Source organism: Catenuloplanes indicus (genome assembly GCF_030813715.1).
Taxonomy (GTDB): domain Bacteria; phylum Actinomycetota; class Actinomycetes; order Mycobacteriales; family Micromonosporaceae; genus Catenuloplanes; species Catenuloplanes indicus.
In genome coordinates this window covers 8,845,787-8,865,767 of record NZ_JAUSUZ010000001.1, presented here as the reverse complement: position 1 = coordinate 8,865,767, position 19,981 = coordinate 8,845,787, and the positions used below count along the sequence as shown (strand labels likewise).

General features: G+C 72.5%; 20 protein-coding genes. 5 read left to right on the top strand and 15 right to left on the bottom strand.

Features of this window, described 5'->3' with window-relative positions; translation table 11 throughout:
* Positions 1–39: 39 nt before the first annotated feature.
* Positions 40–855, top strand: coding sequence for a PhzF family phenazine biosynthesis protein (locus tag J2S42_RS39805; protein ID WP_307247952.1), 816 nt, complete (start codon positions 40–42; stop codon positions 853–855).
* A gap of 34 nt (positions 856–889) precedes the next feature.
* Here the strand turns inward: J2S42_RS39805 and arfA are convergent, their stop codons facing one another.
* Entirely contained in the window at positions 890–2,392 is a 1,503-nt protein-coding gene (gene arfA / locus J2S42_RS39800; protein ID WP_307247951.1) for an arabinosylfuranosidase ArfA, read from the bottom strand.
* Positions 2,393–2,502: 110 nt separating this feature from the next.
* Here arfA and J2S42_RS39795 point away from each other — a divergent pair, with 110 nt between their 5' ends.
* Positions 2,503–3,774, top strand: a complete 1,272-nt coding sequence (locus tag J2S42_RS39795; protein ID WP_307247948.1) for a lamin tail domain-containing protein — start codon at positions 2,503–2,505, stop codon at positions 3,772–3,774.
* Here J2S42_RS39795 and J2S42_RS39790 read toward each other — a convergent pair whose 3' ends face one another.
* From J2S42_RS39790 to J2S42_RS39780, 3 genes are read right to left on the bottom strand one after another with little or no spacing between them, the layout of a single operon-like run.
* Entirely contained in the window at positions 3,775–4,410 is a 636-nt protein-coding gene (locus tag J2S42_RS39790) for a lipoprotein (RefSeq protein WP_307247946.1), read from the bottom strand.
* 12 nt (positions 4,411–4,422) lie between these two features.
* Entirely contained in the window at positions 4,423–5,451 is a 1,029-nt protein-coding gene (locus J2S42_RS39785) for a hypothetical protein (RefSeq protein ID WP_307247944.1), read from the bottom strand.
* The gene (locus J2S42_RS39780) at positions 5,444–6,022 is read right to left on the bottom strand and encodes a hypothetical protein (RefSeq protein WP_307247942.1); all 579 of its coding nucleotides are present in this window, start codon (positions 6,020–6,022) and stop codon (positions 5,444–5,446) included. The genes J2S42_RS39785 and J2S42_RS39780 overlap by 8 nt, the downstream gene beginning before the upstream one ends.
* Positions 6,023–6,119: 97 nt before the next feature.
* Here J2S42_RS39780 and J2S42_RS39775 point away from each other — a divergent pair, with 97 nt between their 5' ends.
* Positions 6,120–6,854 carry a hypothetical protein gene (locus J2S42_RS39775; protein WP_307247940.1) on the top strand — a complete coding sequence of 245 codons (735 nt, stop codon included), beginning with the start codon at positions 6,120–6,122 and terminating at the stop codon, positions 6,852–6,854.
* 47 nt (positions 6,855–6,901) lie between these two features.
* Here the strand turns inward: J2S42_RS39775 and J2S42_RS39770 are convergent, their stop codons facing one another.
* The 7 genes from J2S42_RS39770 to J2S42_RS39740 form a co-directional block, all read right to left on the bottom strand.
* Positions 6,902–7,789, bottom strand: a complete 888-nt coding sequence (locus J2S42_RS39770) for a sugar phosphate isomerase/epimerase family protein (RefSeq protein ID WP_307247939.1) — start codon at positions 7,787–7,789, stop codon at positions 6,902–6,904.
* Between the two features lie 122 nt (positions 7,790–7,911).
* A complete protein-coding gene (locus J2S42_RS39765) occupies positions 7,912–8,319 on the bottom strand; it encodes a roadblock/LC7 domain-containing protein (RefSeq protein ID WP_307247936.1) in 408 nt (135 codons plus the stop codon).
* Positions 8,320–8,359: 40 nt separating this feature from the next.
* On the bottom strand, positions 8,360–10,348 hold the full coding sequence (locus J2S42_RS39760) for a roadblock/LC7 domain-containing protein (RefSeq protein ID WP_307247934.1): 1,989 nt from the start codon (positions 10,346–10,348) through the stop codon (positions 8,360–8,362).
* A gap of 178 nt (positions 10,349–10,526) precedes the next feature.
* Positions 10,527–10,961, bottom strand: coding sequence for a hypothetical protein (locus J2S42_RS39755; RefSeq protein WP_307247933.1), 435 nt, complete (start codon positions 10,959–10,961; stop codon positions 10,527–10,529).
* 90 nt (positions 10,962–11,051) lie between these two features.
* Complete coding sequence (locus J2S42_RS39750) at positions 11,052–11,426, bottom strand: roadblock/LC7 domain-containing protein (protein WP_306830111.1); 375 nt, start codon at positions 11,424–11,426, stop codon at positions 11,052–11,054.
* Positions 11,427–11,805: 379 nt separating this feature from the next.
* A complete protein-coding gene (locus J2S42_RS39745; protein WP_307247931.1) occupies positions 11,806–12,633 on the bottom strand; it encodes an amidohydrolase family protein in 828 nt (275 codons plus the stop codon).
* 124 nt (positions 12,634–12,757) lie between these two features.
* Positions 12,758–13,315: a TetR/AcrR family transcriptional regulator gene (locus tag J2S42_RS39740; RefSeq protein WP_307247930.1), complete on the bottom strand. Its 558-nt coding sequence runs from the start codon at positions 13,313–13,315 to the stop codon at positions 12,758–12,760.
* 110 nt (positions 13,316–13,425) lie between these two features.
* On the opposite strand from J2S42_RS39740, the gene J2S42_RS39735 reads away from it, so the two are divergent.
* Positions 13,426–14,850, top strand: coding sequence for an MFS transporter (locus tag J2S42_RS39735; RefSeq protein ID WP_307247928.1), 1,425 nt, complete (start codon positions 13,426–13,428; stop codon positions 14,848–14,850).
* Positions 14,851–14,914: 64 nt separating this feature from the next.
* On the opposite strand, the gene J2S42_RS39730 is transcribed toward J2S42_RS39735, so the two are convergent.
* Positions 14,915–15,625 (bottom strand): hypothetical protein, encoded by a 711-nt coding sequence (locus J2S42_RS39730; protein WP_307247926.1) that lies wholly within the window; start codon positions 15,623–15,625, stop codon positions 14,915–14,917.
* A gap of 478 nt (positions 15,626–16,103) precedes the next feature.
* Between J2S42_RS39730 and J2S42_RS39725 the strand changes: the two genes are divergently transcribed.
* Positions 16,104–16,418 carry a proline racemase family protein gene (locus tag J2S42_RS39725; protein ID WP_307247924.1) on the top strand — a complete coding sequence of 105 codons (315 nt, stop codon included), beginning with the start codon at positions 16,104–16,106 and terminating at the stop codon, positions 16,416–16,418.
* 105 nt (positions 16,419–16,523) lie between these two features.
* Here J2S42_RS39725 and J2S42_RS39720 read toward each other — a convergent pair whose 3' ends face one another.
* Genes J2S42_RS39720 through J2S42_RS39710 form a run of 3 tightly spaced genes read right to left on the bottom strand, consistent with a single transcriptional unit; the run spans position 16,524 to position 19,980 of the window.
* Positions 16,524–18,092: a methyl-accepting chemotaxis protein gene (locus tag J2S42_RS39720; protein WP_307247922.1), complete on the bottom strand. Its 1,569-nt coding sequence runs from the start codon at positions 18,090–18,092 to the stop codon at positions 16,524–16,526.
* 1 nt (position 18,093) lies between these two features.
* Positions 18,094–19,167, bottom strand: a complete 1,074-nt coding sequence (gene chvE / locus J2S42_RS39715; RefSeq protein ID WP_307247920.1) for a multiple monosaccharide ABC transporter substrate-binding protein — start codon at positions 19,165–19,167, stop codon at positions 18,094–18,096.
* Between the two features lie 60 nt (positions 19,168–19,227).
* Complete coding sequence (locus tag J2S42_RS39710) at positions 19,228–19,980, bottom strand: SDR family NAD(P)-dependent oxidoreductase (protein WP_307247918.1); 753 nt, start codon at positions 19,978–19,980, stop codon at positions 19,228–19,230.
* Position 19,981 lies beyond the last annotated feature (1 nt).

Genomic DNA, 19,981 nt, shown 5'->3' with positions numbered 1-19,981 from the left:
CCTCGACCCGGGATTCCCGCCGGCCATAGCGTCGGCGGCATGCAGATCCTTCGTTACACCGCGTTCAGCGACGACCCGGCCGGCGGCAACCCGGCCGGGGTGGTCCTCGACGCCACCGGCGCCACCGAGTCCGAGATGCTGGCCGTGGCCGCGGAGGTCGGCTACTCCGAGACCGCGTTCCTGCTCCCCCGCCCGGACGGCGAGCACGACGTCCGCTACTTCAGCCCGCTCGCCGAGGTGCCGTTCTGCGGCCACGCCACGATCGCCACCGCGGTCGCCCACGCCGACCGGCACGGCCCCGGGCAGCTGCGCCTGCACACCCGCGCCGGGCTGGTCCCGGTCACCACCACCGGGCGTACCGCCACGCTGGTCAGCGTCGCACCGCGCACCGCGGATCTCGAGGACCTGGACCCGCTGCTGGACATCCTCGGCTGGTCCCGGGACGACCTCGATCCGGCGCTGCCGCCACGGGCCGCGTTCGCCGGGGCGTGGCATCCCGTGCTCGCCGCCCGCACCCGGGCCCGGCTCGCGAAACTCGACTACGACCTGGGCACGCTCGCCGCGCTGATGGCCGCCCGCGACTGGACCACGATCATGCTGGTGCACCGCGAGTCGGACACCGTCTTCCACGCCCGCAACCCGTTCCCGCCCGGCGGCGTCGTCGAGGACCCGGCCACCGGCGCGGCAGCCGCGGCGTTCGGCGGCTACCTGCGCTCCCTCGGGCCCGCGCCGGAGACCATCACGATCCACCAGGGGTACGACATGGGCCGCCCGAGCGTGCTGACCGTCACCGTCCCGGCGGAGACCTCCGCCGGGATCCCGGTTACCGGCACCGCGGTGCCGCTGACCGTCTGACCGGCCCGCGGCGCCGCGGGCCGGCGCCTCGACGTCAGGCCAGCGAGACCGCGGTCCAGGAGACCGGCGGCAGCGTGACGGTGAGCGTGCCGTCCGCCAGCCGCGCCGAGTCGTTGGTGCGCAGCGCGACCCGCTCGCGGTCGGCCGGCGTGTTCGCCGCGTGCATGTCGTCGTCCCAGATGCCCTGCGCGGTGACCGTGGTGACCGCGGCGCCGCGCAGGTCGGCCGTGACCGTGGCCGGCTCGGTGAGGTGCCGGTTCTGCAGGAAGAGCGACACGCCGGTGCCGGACGACGTGGCCGCCGCGGACACCACCGGCACGTCGCCGTACTTGGCGGTGGGCACGGTGTCCGCGTCGACCAGCACCCGCAGCGCGTCGCCGCGGGCCAGCCGGGAGGTCAGCGCGAACGGGAAGAACGTGGTCTGCCGCCACGCCGGGCCGCCCGGCTCGGTCATGATCGGGCCGATCACGTTGACCAGCTGGGCGAGGCTGGCCGAGGTCACCCGGTCCGCGTGATTGAGCAGCGAGATGAGCAGGCCGCCGAACGTGACCGCGTCGACGACCGAGTAGACGTCCTCCAGCAGCCGCGGCGCGACCGGCCAGTGGTCGATCGGCAGGTTGTCCTCGATCGCGTTCCACCGGGAGGCGTACCACACGTTCCACTCGTCGAACGAGATGTCGATCCGCTTGTCGCTGCGCTTGACCGCGCGCACGTGGTCCGCGGTCGCGACCACCGCGTCGATGAACGCGTCCATGTCCGTGCCGGACGCCAGGAAGCTCGCGTAGTCACCGTCGGCCGGCTCGTAGTAGGCGTGGCAGGAGATGTAGTCGACCTCGTCGTACGCGTGCTCCAGCACGGTCCGCTCCCAGGAGCCGAACGTGGGCATGCTGCGCGCGGAGGAGCCGCAGACGACCAGTTCGAGGCCCGGGTCGATCTGCCGCATCGCGTTCGCGGTCATCGAGGCGAGCTTGCCGTAGTCCTCCGCGTCGCGCCGGCCGAGCTGCCAGGGCCCGTCCATCTCGTTGCCGAGACACCACATCCGGATGCCGAACGGCTCCGCGCGGCCGTTGGCCCGCCGCTGCTCGCTCAGCGCGGTGCCGCCGGCGATGTTCGCGTACTCCAGCAGCTCGATCGCCTCCTTGACGCCGCGGGTGCCGAGGTTGACGGCCAGCATCAGTTCGGAGCCGACCAGGTCCAGCCAGGTCTGGAACTCGTGCAGGCCCACCTGGTTCGTCTCGGTGGAGTGCCAGGCGAGGTCGAGGCGGCGCGGGCGGTCCGCGACCGGGCCGACGCCGTCCTCCCAGTTGTAGCCGGAGACGAAGTTGCCGCCGGGGTACCGGATGGCGGACACGCCCAGTTCCTTGACCAGATCGACCACGTCCCGGCGGAACCCGTCCGGGCCGGCGGACGGGTGGCCCGGCTCATGGATGCCGTCGTAGATGTGCCGGCCGAGGTGCTCGACGAAGCCGCCGAACAGCCGCCGCCGGACGGCACCGATCGTGAACGCCGGGTCGAGCGTGAGTCGCGCGCGGGCCATCAGCTGAGCTCCTTGTCGACGGACGGAAACGATCTTGAGCTTAGCGACTCGCAACCGGACCGCTCCCGCACCGCCATCAGCGCGCCGGGCCGCGCGCCGAAGGTGCCGGAATGCGCCGACTCCTCGCCCTCGCCACCGCGCTCCTCGTGGCGCTGCCCGCCGCGCCCGCCCAGGCCGCGGCCACCGGACGGTGCCGCCCGGACGGGAGCGGGCCGGTGTGCCGGATCTGGGCCGGCCGGGTCGACCACGTGTCGGACGGCGACACGGTCGCGGTCGACGTGTTCGGCGACGGTACCGGCACGCCGCTGCCGATCCGGCTCATCGGCGTGCAGGCGATGGAGCAGCACGTCTACTCCAGCGTCACGGCGAAGCGCCGCGGTGAGTGCCACGCGCTGGCCGCGACCGCGCGGCTGGAGGAGCTGATCCGGTGGAGCGGCGGCCTGGTCCGGCTGACCGCGCAGCACCCGGACAGCCAGTCCCGCGGCCGGGCGCTGCGCTCGATGTCGGTGCGGATCGGCGGCGTGTGGCGGGACGCCGGACAGATCCTGATCCGCGAGGGGCACGCGATGTGGATGCTCAGCAGCGGCGGCGAGACCGCGTGGAACGCGCCGTACCGGCAGGCGGCACAGCTCGCGGCGCGGGCCGGGCGGAACCTCTACGACCGGGACCGGTGTGGCGCCGGGCCGTACCCGACCGCGGCGCTGGACGTGTGGGTGAACCCGGACGCGGACGGCAGCGACTCGGCGAACATCAACGGCGAGTGGATCCGGATCGGCAACAACTCCGGCTCCGCGATCCCGCTCGGCGGCTGGTGGGTGCGCGACTCCGGGTTACGCCGCTACACGTTCCGGCCCGGCACGTCCGTGCCGTCCGGCGGCGCGATCTTCGTGCACACCGGCCACGGCGTCTCCACCGCGACGCACAAATACTGGGGCCTGTCCGAGCCGATCTTCGAGAACCCGTCGTGGGACGCGACCGCGATCGGGGACGGCGCCTACCTCTTCGACCCGCAGGGTGACCTGCGCGCACAGGACCTCTACCCGTGCGTGGCCGGCTGCCGCACGCTGGCCGGCACGGTGGCGCTGTCCGCCCGGCCCACCGATCCGGAGCTGATCCGGGTCACGAACACCGGTGCGGCCCCGGTCAACCTGTTCGGCCACACCGTCGCGACCGGCCCGCACGTCTACCCGATCACCTCGGCCGCGGTGCTGGACCCGGGCGCGTCGTTCGACCTGTACGCGGCGACCGGCACCTCCGACGGCCTGGCCCGGCACTGGAACAAGACCGAGAAGATCATGAGCAATCGCGGGGGTACGGCCGAGCTGCGCACCCGTTCCCAGGCGCGCGACGTCTGCGTCGCCTGGGGAACGGGGCGCTGCTGATCAGCCGGTGACGGTCAGCGTCGACTTCGCCAGCTCGTAGGCGGGCAGCATGGCCGCGTGCTCCTCGTCGTCGAACGAGTCCAGCGCGACCGCGACGACGCCCCGGGAGGTCTCCACCGCGAACGCGACCTCCTTCTCCACCGTACCGTCGAGCTCGCTGGTGGACGTGTAGGTGATCTCCACGGCCGGCTTGCCGCCGATCCGCAGCTCGGTGAACGCGGGCGCCTGCGCACCCTCGCCGGCGAACGAGGTCAGCGTGGCGCGCAGGTCGCCGTGCTCGCCGGTGTAGACCCGGATGAAGCCGATGTTGCCGGCCGGCTTGGCGTCGATCTCGCACACCGGCACCATCCCGCCCTTGCCGAGCGCGGCGGCCAGGTCCGGGCCCAGCGCGGCGGTGTCCACCGCCTTCGGCGTCCAGGACGCCGCGATGCCGAACGACACGGGCATCGGGCAGCCGCTGTCGGCGGCCCCGACCCGGGCGGCCTCGGCGGCGGCGGGCGGGCCGGCCGGTGCCGCGGAGGACGAGGAGGCGGAGGCCGCGGGGCTCGCCCCCTCGGGGCCGGTGGCGCAGGCGGCCGCGGCCGGGACGAGGGCGATGAGGACGGCGGCGAACCGCAGACTGATACGAGGGGTCACGAGTCGGGAAGCCTAGCGGGGCGGCACCGTGAGATCGAGGCGGGTACCGGCGGCCGGCACCACGTAGACCGGGCCGGTCCCGGGGCGCCACGAGTCCGGCAGCAGCAGGAGAAGGTCGTTGCGCTGGGCGAGCAGCCGCAGGTTCCAGTAGCGGACACGGTACCGGCCGGCCTGCTCGCCGAGGTCCTGCGACGCGACGCCGTCCCCCGCGATCGCCAGCCGCTCCGGCGCGTAGAGCACCACCCGCGGGCGCGCGTCCAGGTTCGCCGCCAGGTATCGGGCGTAGTCGCGGCCGATCCGCTGCGCGTACAGGCCGGTGGCCCAGAGCAGCCCGGTGACGGCCAGCACGGCCAGGGCCAGGCTGCGCAGCCGCACCGGAATCGCAGCCTCCGCCGGCTGGTGCGGCTGGCCCATCAGCACGTGCCCGTAGGCCATCAGCGCGACGGACGCGGCCAGGATCAGCGGCAGGCCGATGCCGAGCGGCTGGCCGATGCCGCCCCGGTCCAGCAGGCCGGCGGTCACCACCCCACCACCCGCGATCCCGGCGGTACGGCAGGCGCGCGCGACCCGCCGGATCCAGCGGACGCGCCGGGGCGTGGCGGTACCGCGCAGCACCGGGACCACGATCCGCCGGTGCAGCGTGAGCGCGGGCAGCGCGGCCAGCCCGGCGAAGACCAGCGGCTGGAACGCGGCGTTCACGCTGTGGATCAGGTGGTCGGCGACGGAGAAGCCGAGCGCGGACGCGTCCACGCCGAAGTAGTCGAACGTGGCGCGCAGCCGGATCGTGCCGAAGTAGTAGAGGACGGCGCTGATCAGCGCGGTCTGGGTGGCGACCGTGCCGGCCACCCGCCACATCGCGCTGCCCCACAGCAACCCGGCCCGCACGCTGTCCCCCGCCACGGCCGGCGGCCCCGCCACGGCCGGCGACCCCGCCACGGCCGGCGGCTCCGGCACGGGCGGCGACTCCGGCACGGCCGGGGGCCCGGCGGCGACCGGGCGTCCGGGTCCGGCCGGCTGTGCCGGGAGCAGCGGATCAGGCATCCAGGGCGGCCTCCACCGGAGCGCCGGACGGCACGGGTTCCGGCTCGGGCGGCACCGGCTCCTCGTACCGTGTGATCGGCTCCTCGGTGACCGGCGGGACGGGCTCCGCGGTGTGCTCCGGCACCACCGGCTCCCCGGCGTCCGGCACGGGTTCGCCGGTCTCCGGAAGCCACGGGGCCGGCACGCCCCAGGCGGAGAACGGCGCCTCCGGCATCAGCTCCGGCGAGACCGGCTCGTCCACCGTGGCCGGCACGGTCCCGCCGGTGTCGTGCGTGACGTCCGTGCGCGGGGGCGTGCCGGTCCCGCGGGTGGGCCGGCCGTCGTGCGGGGCCGCGGGCACGTGCTCGGGCACGGTGGCGCGGCCGGACGCGGAGGCGGTGGTGCGGCCGTGCGGCGAGCACATCGACGGCAGCGGGTCGCCGGACAGCGGCGTGCAGTGCGCGCGGGCCGGGACCTCGGCCTCGCTCTTGCCGCCCGGGCCGGTCGAGGTGCAGCCCGTGCAGGCCCAGAGGCCGATACTGATCAGGACGAGCACGCCCGCGCGTACGGCCGGGCGGCGACAGTTCACCACGGGTCGAGTGTGCGGCACGCTGCGTTGTTTGTGCAGGTCAGGGGTTCGTAAAACTCGGACAATCGCTCCCGTGGGTGACGGGCGCTACGCTCGGCGGGTGCGGCGGTTCGCGGCGGTCCTGCTGAGCGGGCTGCTGCTCGCCGGGTGTGCCGCGCCGCGCGTGCCCGGCCCGGCCGTCGACCGGGTGGTCGCCGAGTTCCGCCGCGCAGCCGAGCTGCTGCGCGACGGGTCGTACCGGGCGACGTTCGACATGATCCTGCCGGAGCGGCCGGTCCGCTGGACCGGCGTGATGCGCACGCTCGGCGGCGTCGACGCGATCTGGTCGGTCGACGGCACCGCCAGCGACGAGGGCCGGATCATCGACGCGCTCAGCGTCGTCGACGCGGGCGGCGTCCGCTACCTCGACTCGATGACCAGGACGTTTCGCGGGTACGAGTGGGTGGCGCTGGACGGCGACGACCGGAACACGTACTACTGGCGGTCCGGCGCGGCCGTACCGTTGCCGGAGGTCGATCCGTTCGTCTGGCTGGACGTGACCGGCGCGCGGATGACGGTCGCCGCGCGGACCATGGACGGCGGTCTCCGGTACCGGCTGGCCGGCTGGACGCCCGGTCCGCAGCTGACCGCCGCGCTGCGCCGGGCCGGGCTGGTGACCGGCTCGCCGCACACCGCGTTCGACCTGACGCTGACCTCGGACGGGCTGCCGGCCCGGCTCGACGTACGCGCGCCCGGCGTGACGGCCGCGCTGGTGGTGACCGGCACCCGGGTCCGCGAGCGGATCAAGGTGCCGGAGGACGGCCAGTACGTGTCGCTGCCGGGCTTCGCCAATTAAGGGACCCGGGCGTCGCCGGCCGGCGGGGACGACGCCCGGATCACGGGTCAGCAGGACTGGAGATACTCCCGGGTACGGGCGGCGACGACGGCCGGTGCCTCGAGGCCGGGCGGCGGCTCGTGCGCCACCACCACGAACACGTCCCGGCCACGGTCGCGCAGCGCGTCCATCACCGGTGGCAGGTCCGGCAGGCCGTGCGGGGGTTCGCAGGCCGCGCCGAGCATGACCACCTGGCCGTAGGCGAGCGACTCGCGTTGCGCACGGATCGCCAGCCGCGGGTCGATCTGCTTGACGTGCACGCAGCCGACCCGGTCCGGGGCCTCGGCGATCAGCCCGGCCGGGTCACCGCCGGCATAGGCGTGGTGCCCGGTGTCCAGGCACAGCGACACGTACGCCGGGTCCGTCTCCGCCAGGAACCGGCCGATCTGCGCGCCGGTCTCCACGTAGGTGTCCGCGTGCGGCTGGAAGCACAGCGTCAGCCCGTACTCCCCCAGCACGTGTTTGCCCAGCTCGTTCGCGGTGCGGACGAGTACCCGCCAGCCGTCGTCGTCCAGCTTGTCCGGCTCGGCCCAGGCGCCGGTGAACTCGTCCCGGTATCCGGGGACCGGCACGAACACCAGGTGGTGCGCGCCGGTCGCGGCCGCCAGCTCGGCCGCGCGCCGGGTGCGGGCCAGGATGTCGCCGAACTCGTCCGGCCGGTGCAGTCCACCGCAGCCGTGCACGGTCCCGGCGCAGACGCGCAGGCCGCGGCGGGCCAGTTCATCGTTGAGACGCCCGGGGTCGGTCGGCAGATAGCCGTACGGCCCCAGCTCCAGCCAGCCGTAACCGGCACCGGCCAGCTCGTCCAGAAATCGGCGCCACGGCGGGCGCGGCTCCGGCCCCGCCCACCGCACACCCCACGAACCGGGACAGTTCCCCAGAATCAGGTTGACCACGAAGCACCTCCCGACGGTCCCGTGCCGCATCGCACGGAGCCATCTCGATGCAATCGGGCCAGACACGCTACGTCAAGAGTTCGTTACGTTATGCGCACAAGCGCATGAAAACCCGAGCCGGGTCAGAGCAGGTTCTGCTGCATCGCCTGCGCGCTGAGCTGTGTGGACAGCCGGGCCGCGACCGCGCGCGCCTCGATGTGCAGCCGCGCCACGTTCAGCCCGTCGTCGCCGAGCACGGCCAGCAGCGCGAGGTCGCCGATCGCGTAGACCGCGAAATACCCGCCCTGGCTGCGTACCGTGCACTCGCTGAAGTTGCCCTGGTTGAGCGCGGCGCCGCAGGTGCGCCCGATGCCGTACGCGGCCGCGGCCAGCGCGGCCAGGTCGTGCGGCTCGGCCTGGGTCAGCAGGTCGTGCAGCACCAGCAGCCCGTCCACGCCGGAGATGATGCTGCCCTTCACACCGGTCACCTGCGTGCGCAGCGAGGCGAGCTCGGACCGGGCGGCGTGGTACGGGTCGTGCGGTGCGGTCATGGTCGTCACGGTTTCTCTCCGGGCGGCAGGTGGGCGTGCTCTACAGATCGCGCAGCGCGGACATGATGCGATCCAGGGTCGGCGAGTCGTTGGTGAACGGCTGATTCAGCAGGCTGAACAGCGACGGCGCCGCGCCGTCCAGGGCCTCGGCCGGCAGCTCGGGCCCCGGATCGGGCTCCGGCACCGGCGCCTCCCGGGCGGTGCGGCGCGGCAGCAGCTCCACCGCGTCATCCACGCCGGCCGTGCCGGCGAAAATGAGCGTATCCCCGGTCAGCGGGCCCGTGGGGGTGGACGTGGGCATCGTCTCCCCTGGCCAGGGCGCATCCGGCGGAAGATCCACGATCTGCGGGTACGGCGGCGAACCGGTGACCGGGAAGTCCACGCCCGGCGGCACGTGACCGGGCCAGGCCGCGTCCGGCTCCCGGTAGCCGGGCGCATATGCGGCCTGTGCGTCTCCGGCCGCCTCCCGGACGGCGGCGGCTTCGAGGGTGGCGGGATTCTCGGCGGCGGGGTCGAGGGTGGCAGCGTCCTCGGCGGCGGTCTCCTGGGTGGCGGCGTCCTCGGCGGCCTGCGCCTCGAGGAACGCGCCGGGACGGCGCCGCTGACCGTAGGGGGTCAGCTCGTCGGGTGCCGGCTCCGCTGACGCCACTGGTGTCAGCGGTGCGAAGCCGGGCGGCGCCGACGGAAACGGTTCCCGACCGAGCGGCTCCGCGACGAACGCCTCCGGGTAGGCGAGATCCGGCGGGAGGCCAGGGTGCGGCGGGTAGGCCGAGTCCGTCGGATGCACCGGATCTGCCGGATCCATCGGATCCGCCGGGTGCACCGAATCCGCCGGATAAACCGGACCTGCCGGGTAGACCGGACCCACCGGGTGAACCGGATCCGCCGGGTAAACCGAGGCCGGCGGGTAGGCCGGGTCTGGTGCCTCGGCCGCGGGCAGCAGCGACACGTCAGCGGGCGGCGGTACCACGAAGTCCGGGAAGACGTGCGCCGGCGGCGGCTCCAGTTCGGCATCGGCGTCCGCGGCGGGGACCACCGGTGCGATGCCGATGGCCGGGGCGTGCCCGACCGCGCCGGGCTCCGGATCGACCGGCGTGCCGGGCTCGAACGCCAGATCGATCGCCGGCCCGTCCGGCATCGTCTCGGCAACCGGCGCGAGCCAGTCGGGTGCGGCGTCCACCGATGCGGGCTCGGAACCGCCCGGCGCCGGCTCCGAGGGCGGCTCCGCCGGGGCCGCCTCGGCTCGCGGCAGCACCGTGTTCCCCTCCGGCTCCGCGGAGGCCTCGGCCTCCGGCCGGATCACATACGGCTCCGGTGCCGCGGAAATCCGGGCATCCGGCAGCGCCACGAACGGCTCCGACTCCACGGAGGCCTCGCCGTCCGGCAGCACCACGAACGGCTCCGACTCCACGAAAGCCTCGCCGTCCGGCAAGGCCATGACCGGCTCCGCCGCCACGGGAATCTCGGCCGCCGGCCGCGCCGCGAGCGACTCCGGGGCGGGCACCGGCGGGAGGATCTCGGCTTCGGGTAGCACGATGATCGGCGCGGCGGGCGTGGGCTCGGCGGCCGGTGGAACCGGCGGCGCCGGGACCGCCGGGGGTGTCGCAGAACCGGGGGTGGCGGCGATGGCGTAGGGGCCGTCGCGGTAGATCGCGGCGGCGCGGCGGAACTCGTGGCGGGCCATCGCCAGGTTCGCGGCGGAGCGCTGCAGCGTGAGGTGCACGACCTCGGCGCCCCGGCCGGGGCGCTCGATCAGGCGCAGCACGTGGAAGTGCTCGCCGCTGGTCAGCAGCAGGTCGTCGACGTCGCCGCCGGCGGTCAGCCGGAGCAGTTCGCGCGCCGCCTGCACCATGACGACCGCGACCGTGGCCGTACCCTCGGTCGGCTCGTCCGGCCCGCCGGGCGTGCACGACCAGGCCGGCGCGCTCGCGCCCTCCGCGACGAGTGCCACCCGCCGCGCCCCGGGAATCCGCAGCGCCTCGGCGAGCGCACGTATCGGGTGGTCGCCGGCGTCCGCCGGGTCCGTCATCGCCATCGCCGTCCCGCGTCCGTCAAAAACATTGTCATCGCCGTGACCGGCACGTCGTTCCCCCGCGCGCACCCCGCCGGTGCGCAGTCGAATACCGGGGCCCGCGTACGTCGCGAACCCCGGGGCGTGCGAAGAGACTTTCCCGCTCCGGCCGGCCCGCGGGCCGGCCGGGACCGGGTCAGACGGCGGCGAAGCCGGTTTCGACCTGCTTCATCACCATGCGGGCCTGCGCGAAGAGCATGCCGATGTTCACCTGCCGGCGGCAGACGATGACCGCGACCAGGTCCTGGTTCGACGCGCTGCGCATGAACAGGTGGACGAGGTTGTCGCTGTTGACCAGGATCTCCTGGAAGTAGTGACGGTCGTCGCCCGGCGTGCCGCGCTGCTGCTTCCAGATGTCCTCGATCATCGTGACGTTGCGGCCCTGGAACAGGTCGAACGTCGCGGCCGCGAGGAGGTCGAGGACCTCGGTCGGGTGGTCGTCGAGCGTGTCCGCCACCAGGAGCATGCCGGTCGACATGTCGACCCAGCCCGAGGCGATGCACTCGGGCACCTGGTTCCGGAAGTCCCGGACCGTGTCGGTGACGATCTGGGACAGGCTTCGTTCTGCCACTGCTTTCCTTTTCTCCGCACCACGGTGTGCCACCGCGGTGTCATCCCCGCGATCTACTGATCACGGCCGGGCCGGACCGAGCGGTGCGACTCAGACCTCGAGCTCGGCCTCGATGCGCTTGAGCTGGTGGCGGGCCATGCCCAGGTTGGCCCGGCTCTTGCTGAGCGCCAGGTACATGAACAGCGCCTCGCCCTGACGGCGCGGCTGGAGCAGCCGGATCAGGTGGTACTGCGTGTCCAGCGTGATCAGGATGTCCTCGATGCCGTCCGGCAGGCCGAGCATCTCCAGCGTGCGCAGCTTGGCACGGACCACGTCGGTGTTGCCGGCGGCCGCGATCGTCACGTCCATGCCCGGTCCGCCACCCATCACGCCGAGCGTGAGCCCACTGGTGTAGTCGACGAGCGCGACAGCGATGGCTCCGTCGATCGACATCGCATCCTTCAGCGCGGTATCGATGTTAGCCACTTTTCCTCCGGTAGTTGCGACGGTCCGAATCGCCGTCCGGCGAATACGGATGGTGTTTGGATCATGAGCGACCAGTGAAGCTTTGCATGGATCCGGTCTGAATCGAAAACGCGATCCGAGTTATGCCTGACCAGGCAAGGCGAAGATCGCCCGAATGACCCGGAGCAGAGCGGAACGGGCGGTTGCGCTTCGGACTCCACGTTGGTAGCGACTACGAAGAGTGGCCTCCCTCGACACTCATAGTCAGCGCCCATCTCAACGTTGATTTAACACCACGAACCGGCTGACCGAGCGGTTGATCAGACAGATCGGATAGGGCGCGACCCGGCGGGCACGGGTGTTCGGCGGCAAATGCGACGGTCGGCAAAGAAAGGGACGGTCAGCGCGAAAGGCCGTAGACGGTGAGCGCATTCCCGGACAGCACCGCATGCCGTTCCGCGGGCGCGAGCACATTGCGGACCGTGCCGTACCAGTGCCGGTAGTCGGAGGCGAGCGTCACCACGGGCCAGTCACTGCCGAACAGGCAACGGTCCGCGCCGAACAGCTCCAGCGCCGTGTCGAGATAGGGGTACAGCTGATCGGGCGTCCAGGTGTCGTAGCTCGCCTCGGTGACCAGCCCGGACAGCTTGCACCGTACGTGCGGGAGCGCGGCCAGCTCGGCCAGCGCGGCACGCCAGGCGTCCCGGCCCTCGCCGGTGGCAACCGGCGGCTTGCCCAGGTGGTCGAGCACGATCGTGGTGCCCGGGCAGTCGCGGGCCAGCACAGCCAGCTCGGGCAGCTGGTGGTGCCGGACGCACGCGTCGAACGTCAGGCCGGCGGCGCCGAGCGCGCGCACGCCGTACCGGAAATGGCCGGTCACGGCGAAGCCGGGTTTCTGGTCCTGGATGCTCCGGCGGACGCCGACGACGAACGGGTCGGCCGCGTACTCCTCGATCAGGCCGGCCGCGGCCGGTCCGGTCTCCAGCGGGGCGTAGGCGACCATGCCGCGGATCCGCGGATAGGCGTCCGCGGCCGCGCGCATCCACTCCACCTCGGCACGCGCCTGATGCGGGGCACAGTCGGCCTGCACCATGACGAGGTCGGGCAGCTCACCGAGCTCGGCGGCAAGATCCACCGGACGGTACGGCCGGTCCAGCGGCGTCCCGGCCAGCCACGCGTAGTGCAGCGTCTGAGGATTCCAGAAGTGCACATGCGCATCGACCGGCATCCCTGCATTGTCGGCCAAATCCCGGACGCCCGGAAGACGACGCCACACCCCACACCACCCCACCAGAACCCCGACGCCCGGAGGGCGACGCCAAACCCGGGCGTCGCCCTCCGGGCTCTGGCCACTACGTGGCCCGCACGCCGTCCAGGGCCATGGTGAGGACGCGTTCGCGCTGGGCGTCGTCGACGTAGGCGCCGGCGGTGATGCCGCTGACCATGCGCAGGACGTCGTCGAAGGTGGCGTCCGCGCGGGCCACGCCGGCGGCCTGGGCGCGGGCGAAGAGCGGGCGGCCGGCCGCGTACATGTCGGCGCGGCAGCTGACGAACATCGCGGACTCCGCGTTCAGCGCCTCCTTGATCGCACGCTTGGTCGCGGCGTAGCCGACGAACCGGCGCAGGAAGGTCTGCAGCGCGTCCCACGGCGGCAGGTCCGCCACCTCGTCCGCGACCGCGCACAGCTGCTCGACCTCGCCGACGTAGACGGCCTCGAACAGGTCCTGGCGGGCCGGGAAGTTGCGGTAGAGCGTGCCGATGCCGACACCGGCCCGGCGGGCGATCTCCTCCAGCGACGCCTCGGTTCCCTTATCCGCGAAGACCTCGCGCGCGGCGGCCAGCAGCGCGTCGTAGTTGCGCCGGGCGTCCGCGCGCTGCGGCCGCCGGAGAGCGGTTGTCCGCTCCGTCACGTCATCCCTCCCGACGAACCCGGTTGAAACCGGAGGCTTGCCTCCACTAAGGTGGAGGAGTGCCTCCACTTTAACAGGCACGTCGAACTCCATGCCTTCGAAGGGCCCTCATGGCAAGCACCAGCACCACCCGCGTGTTCGCGATCCTCGCGTCCGCCGCGGGCACCGTCTCCCTCATGCAGTCCCTGATCACCCCGGTGCTGCCCACCATCCAGCGCGACCTGCACACCGACGCCGGCACCGCGACCTGGGTCTTCACGTCCTGGCTGCTGGCGGCCGCGGTCGCCACGCCGCTGCTCGGCCGGGTCGGCGACATGATCGGCAAACGCCGCGTGCTGGTCGCCGCGCTGGTCGCGCTCGCGGCCGGCTGCCTGGTCGCGGCGCTGGCACCGACCATCGCGGTGCTCATCGCCGGCCGCGTGCTACAAGGCCTCGGCGGTGCGGTCTTCCCGCTGGCGTTCGGCATCATCCGGGACGAGTTCCCGCCGGCCCGCGTCGCGTCCGCGGTGGGCGGTATGTCCGCGGTCATCGCGGCCGGCGGCGGCGTCGGCATCGTGCTCGCCGGGCCGGTCGTCGGCGCGCTCGACTGGCGCTGGCTGTTCTGGCTCCCGCTGGCCGCCGCGCTGACGGTGGCCGCGTTCGCGCTGCGGGTGGTGCCGGAGTCCCCGCTCCGTACCCCGGGAAGGATCAACTGGCTCGCCGCGGCACTGATGTCGTCCTGGCTGGTCGCACTGCTGCTGCCGCTCACCAAGGCCTCGGCCTGGGGATGGACCTCGGCGCCGGTGATCGGGCTGCTGGCCGCGGCCGCGGTGCTGCTCGCCACCTGGATCGTGGTCGAGTTCCGGTCCTCGAACCCGCTGATCGACATGCGCATGATGCGGCGCCCGGCCGTGTGGACCACGAACCTGGTGGCGCTGCTGTTCGGCGCCGGCATGTTCGGCGCATACGCGTTCCTGCCGCAACTGATCCAGACGCCGGTCGCGGCCGGATACGGCTTCGGCGCCAGCCTGACCACGACCGGCCTGCTGATGCTGCCGATGCTGATCGCGATGGCCGCGTCCGGCTCGCTGAGCGGGCCGCTGAACACCCGGCTGTCCGGCAAGGCGCAGCTGGTGATCGGCGCGTCGCTGGTCGCGCTGGCGTGCGCCTCGATCGCGGCGTTCCACCACGCGCCGTGGCAGGTCGCCACCGCCGGCGCGGTCTTCGGCCTGGGCCTGGGCGTCTCGTTCGCCGCGATGATCAACCTGATCGTGCACGCGGTGCCGCCGTCCCAGACCGGCGTGGCCAGCGGTATGAACACCAACATCCGGACGATCGGCGCGTCCATCGGCACGGCCGTGGTCGCCTCGATCGTGACCGGGCACATGCAGCCGAACGGCCTGCCGTACGAGTCCGGCTACACCACCGCCTTCTGGGTGATGACCGGGCTCGCCGCCACCGCCGTCGCGCTGTCGCTACTGGTCCCGGTGGTGCGGCCGCAGCACACCGAGGACGTCGCCACCGGTACGCCGGAGCCCGCGCTCGCCGACGCGTGAGCCACAACGGTCAGGGCCTCCCGGATGTGTCATCCGGGAGGCCCTGATCATTGTCGGCCGTACGTCAGAGGCGGCGGGCCAGCGACATGTACTTGACCTTGTCGCGGTCCATCTCGAAGATCAGCTGCCACTCGCGGCCGGCCGGCATCTTGTAGTTGCCGTCGCCGCCCTTGGCCAGGCCGAGGTTCTCGTAGGCCGCCTCCAGGTCGGCACGGGACGAGCCGCGCTTGATGCCCTCGGCCGTGACCGCGTCCTTCGGTGCGGCGATGCTGTCCAGGTATCCGCCGCGGAACGACGCGCCGCCCGCGTCCAGGTAGGCGTGCATGCGCTCCAGCGTCCGCTTCGTCGAGTCCGCGTAGAGCTGCGCGAAGTTGTCCTTCGAGTTGGCGGCCGCCGGGTCGTCCGCCTTCGCGACCTTGGCCTCCAGCTCCTCGTCCGCGGCCATCCGGCTCGGGTCCGGCTCCGGGCCGCCGACGAACGAGTACACGTTCCGCCCCAGCACGGTGGAGATCGGCGTGGCCTGGAGGTCGCCGGTGAGCAGCGCCTCCTCCTCCTTCATGCCGACGGTTATCCGGCCGAAGCCGTCCGGGCCGAACGGCAGCGGATCGCCGTCGAACACCGGCGCCGCGACCGGCGCACCGGACGCACCCGAGGCGGCCGTCGCGGGCTCGCCGACCGGCGTGCAGCCGGCGGCCAGCAGTCCGGCCGCCGCGAAGCTGAGCGCACCGGCCGTTGCCCGGCGCCGCCAGCTGACAAGGGTGTCCCCGTTGAACATGCTGCGCAGCGTAAGTGCGCGCCGCAATTCGTCCACACCGGACCGAATGGGTAAAAGCGCAGGTCAGCGGGGGTTGAACCACCCTGATACCGTCCCGCTCTTCACGAACTCGTCACCCGATCGTGATCTTGCATCAGAGCTACTCTCAGGTATGACGCCTATCGCATGCTGCACGTGGCCACGCTCGTACACAGCGTGACGACACGTACCGCGGGACGGCTGTGAAATCGATCTTCCGGCCGTGGTCCGATGAACTCATGATCAGTGAGCGGGTGCTGACGGAGGATCACCACACGGGCGGTGAGCCGTTCCGGATCGTGCCGGTTCCACCGGTCCGGATCGACGGCGCGACCGTGGCGGAGCGGCGCATGTCGGCGATCGGCGATCCGGACGTGGACCGCGCTGATCGGAATCGGACGGGAGATCAAGGCCTCGCTGGCGGATCACCCGGCCGCCCGGCACCCGTCGGACGCACGGCTTGAGCGGAATCTACGGCGTGATCCTCCACGAGGAGGTCGCCGGGCCACGGCAGCGGCGAAACGTGACGATCTTCGCGGACGGCGAAGTCGACCGGTCGCCGTGCGGATCCGGCACCGCGGCACGCGTGACGACGCTGGCCGCGTCCGGCCTGCTCGCGCCGGTCGAGGAACTGCTGCACGAGTCGATCGTGGGTTCCCGGCTCACGGCACGGTACGCCACGGACGGTGACGCGGTGGCCGCGGTGATCACGGCGCCCGGATCGCCGCCCTCTACGTCGGAGACGCCGCTGGTCCAGGCTCCGGAAACCCGCTGAGGCACCCGGCAGCCCATCGCCACCAGCATCGACGGCCTGCTTCCGCACCCGAACCACCGACCTGACGTGCGGGGCGGAGCGCCGGAAGCGGGAGGCGGGGTTTTCTCAGTAGCGGAAGTGGGAGACCAGGTTCTCCAGGCGGTGGGCCATGGTGCCGAGATCGGTGACCGCGCTCTGGGACTCGCCGACGCCGGACGTGGTGACCTCGGTCGCGGTGGCCAGGCCGGAGATGTTGGCGGCGATGCCGGCCGCGCCCTCGGCGGCGGCGGCGATGCTGCGGTTCATCTCGGTGGTGGTGGCGGTCTGTTCCTCTACCGCGCCGGCGATCGTGGTCTGGAACGAGCTGATCTGCGCGATCACGTGACTGATCTCCTCGATCGCGGCGACCGCGCCGGACGTGTCGTTCTGGATGGCCTCGACCTGGCGGGCGATGTCCTCGGTGGCGCGGGCGGTCTCCTGGGCCAGTTCCTTGACCTCGCCGGCGACCACCGCGAAGCCCTTACCGGACTCCCCGGCGCGGGCGGCTTCGATGGTGGCGTTCAGCGCGAGCAGGTTCGTCTGGCTGGCGATCGCGGTGATCACCTTGATCACGTTGGCGATCTGCTCGGAGGACTCGCCGAGCTTGCCGACCTGGGCCGTGGTGGTCTCCGCGACCTGCACGGCCTGGCCGGCGAAGCGGGCGGCCTCGGTGGCGTTGTGCGCGATCTCGCGGATCGCGGTGCCCATCTCCTGGGTGCCGTTCGCGACCGCGTCGACGTTGCTGGACACGCGCGCGGCGGCCTCGGCGACGCCGTGCGCCTGGTCGGAGGCATCCGCGGCGGACTGCGACATGGTGCTGGAGGTGGTGGAGATCCGGTCGGCGGACGACGCGACCGAGTGCGCTGCCTCGGTGACGGCGGCGACCACGGTACGGATGTCCTTCTGCGCCTCCTCGAGCGCGGCCGCCATCTGGCCGACCTCGTCGCGGGAGCGCACGTTCGCGGCCACGGTCAGGTCGCCGGCCGCCATCGCGGCGAGCGCGGCCCGGACCCGGGACAGCGGTGGGACCACGGACTGCACGACCAGGTACGCGAACGCGGCCAGCACCACGGCCGCGACGACCACGGTGACCCACATGATGATCAGCGCGCGGTTGCTGGCGGCGGCTCGGGCCGCGTCCTCCCGCTCGATGGTGTCGGCGAACAGCGCCCGCTCGTTGTCCAGCACGGCGCTGGTCAGGTAGTTGTCGACGTCGTTCTGCTCCCAGGCGAGGCGGGCCTGGGACTGTTCCGCGACCGCGCTGGCCACGAACCGGGTGATCACCTGGGTGTAGTCGGTGTAGACCGTCTTGATCCGCTCGACCGCGGACTCCAGGCCGGACGGCAACGTGATCGCGTCGAGCTCGGCCAGCAGGTCCTCGGTCTCGGCGACGGTCGAGGACAGCAGGCCGGTCTGCTCGGCCGGGGTGGCGCGAATGACCGACTGCAGGCCGTTGACCTTCATCTCGCTGGCCAGCTGGTCGAGGCGGAGCACCAGCGCGCTGGCCGCGTTGACGTTCGCCAGCCGGTCGCTGGCCTCGTCCGCCTGATGGTCGCTGATGATCGTCACGGTCATGCAGGTGGCCAGCGCGACCAGCGACGCGGCGACGAGCAGCGCCAGCTTGGTCCGCACGGACAGGTCCAGGAACCGGCTCAACTCAGACTCCGATCTCGGCGGCGGTGTAGTAGCCGCCGTCGACCAGGACCCGCTGGTAGTTGTCCTTGGTCACGGTCACCGGCTGGAGCAGGAACGTGGGCACGTCCTTGACGCCGTTGTTGTACTGCTTGGTGTCGTTGACCATCGGCTCGCCGCCGGTGACCAGCGCGTTGACCATCTGCACCGCGACCTTCGCGAGTTCGCGGGTGTCCTTGTACACGGTCTGTCCCTGCTGTCCGGCCGCGATCAGCTTGACCGAGTCCAGCTCCGCGTCCTGGCCGGTCAGCACGGGCAGCGCGGTCGGGGCGTACCCGCCCTCGGTCAGCGCCTCGATGATGCCGCGGGTGATCCCGTCGTACGGGGAGAGCACCGCGTCGACCCGCTCGTCCGCGTAGGTGCCGGCGAGCAGCCGGGCCATCCGCTCCTTCGCGACCTTGCCGTCCCAGCGCTGGGTGGCCACGGTCGCGAAGCTCGTCTCGCCGCTGGCGACGTCCAGGATCCCGTCGTTGATGTACGGCTGGAGCACGCTCATCGCGCCGTTGAAGAAGAAGGTGGCGTTGTTGTCGTCCGCCGACCCGGCGAACAGCTCGAGCGTGTACGGCCCGCCGCCGCGCGCCAGCCGCAGCGCCTGCACGATGTAACCGGCCTGCTGCACGCCGACCTTGAAGTTGTCGAACGTGGCGTAGTAGTCGATGTTCTCGGTGCCGCGGATCAGCCGGTCGTAGGAGATCACCGGCACCTTCGCGGCCGCGGCCGCCGCCAGCACGCCGGTGAGCTTGGTCCCGTCGATCGCGCCGATCACCAGCGCCTTCGCCCCGTCGTCGATCATCTGCTGGATCTGCGACACCTGCAGCGCCGTGTCGTCGTCCGCGTACTGCAGCGACGTGTCGTAGCCGAGCAGCCCGAACTGCGCCACCATGTTCTCGCCGTCGCCGATCCAGCGCGGCGACTGCTTGGTCGGCATCGCGATGCCGACCAGCCCCCGGTCCGGCGCCGCGACCTCGGCCGCGTCCCCGCCGCACCCGGTCAGTCCCAGAGCGAGCACCACCAGGCCCGCCGCCCATTTCCGGATCATGATTTCCAGAAGACCATCCCGGGGGTACGCCCGGCGGGCGAAAACCGAAAAAACCCTCGGTTAATCGCGCGGCGGCAGCCGGAGGCCGTGCATGCCGCCGTCCACCGCCAGGACCGTGCCGGTGGTGGAGCCGGAGTTCGGGCCGGCCAGGTAGGCGATGGCGGAGGCGACCTCGTCGGCGGAGACCAGGCGGCCGTGTGGCTGGCGGGCCTCCAGTGCGGCGAGCGTCGCGTCCGGGTCGTCGGTGGCGGCCAGCAGGCGGCGTACCCACGGCGTGTCCACCGTGCCCGGGTTGACGCAGTTGACCCGGATGCCCTCGCCGACGTGGTCCGCGGCCATGGCCAGCGTCAATGCCTGCACCGCGCCCTTGGTGGCGCTGTAGAGAGCGCGTTGCGGCAAACCCGCGTGCCCGGCGATCGAGCAGGTGTTCACGATCGCGGCGTACGCCGACTCGCGCAGGTGCGGCAGCGCGGCACGGCTCACCCGGACCAGGCCGGTCACGTTCACGTCGAGGACGCGCGCCCACTCCACGTCGTCGTTGTCCTCGACCGTGCCGACCGCGCCCACGCCCGCGTTGTTGACCAGGATGTCCAGCCCGCCGAGCCGGTCCGCCGCGGCCTCCACCGCCGCGCGCACGGCCGCGTCGTCCGTCACGTCCGCGACGAAGCCGGCCAGCGGGTCCGGCAGTCCCTCGGTGTCCCGGTCGAGCACCGCGACGTGCGCGCCACGCGCGGACAGCCAGCGCGCGGTGGCCAGCCCGATGCCGGACGCGCCGCCGGTGACCAGCGCGGCCAGCCCGGAGAACTCGTCCATC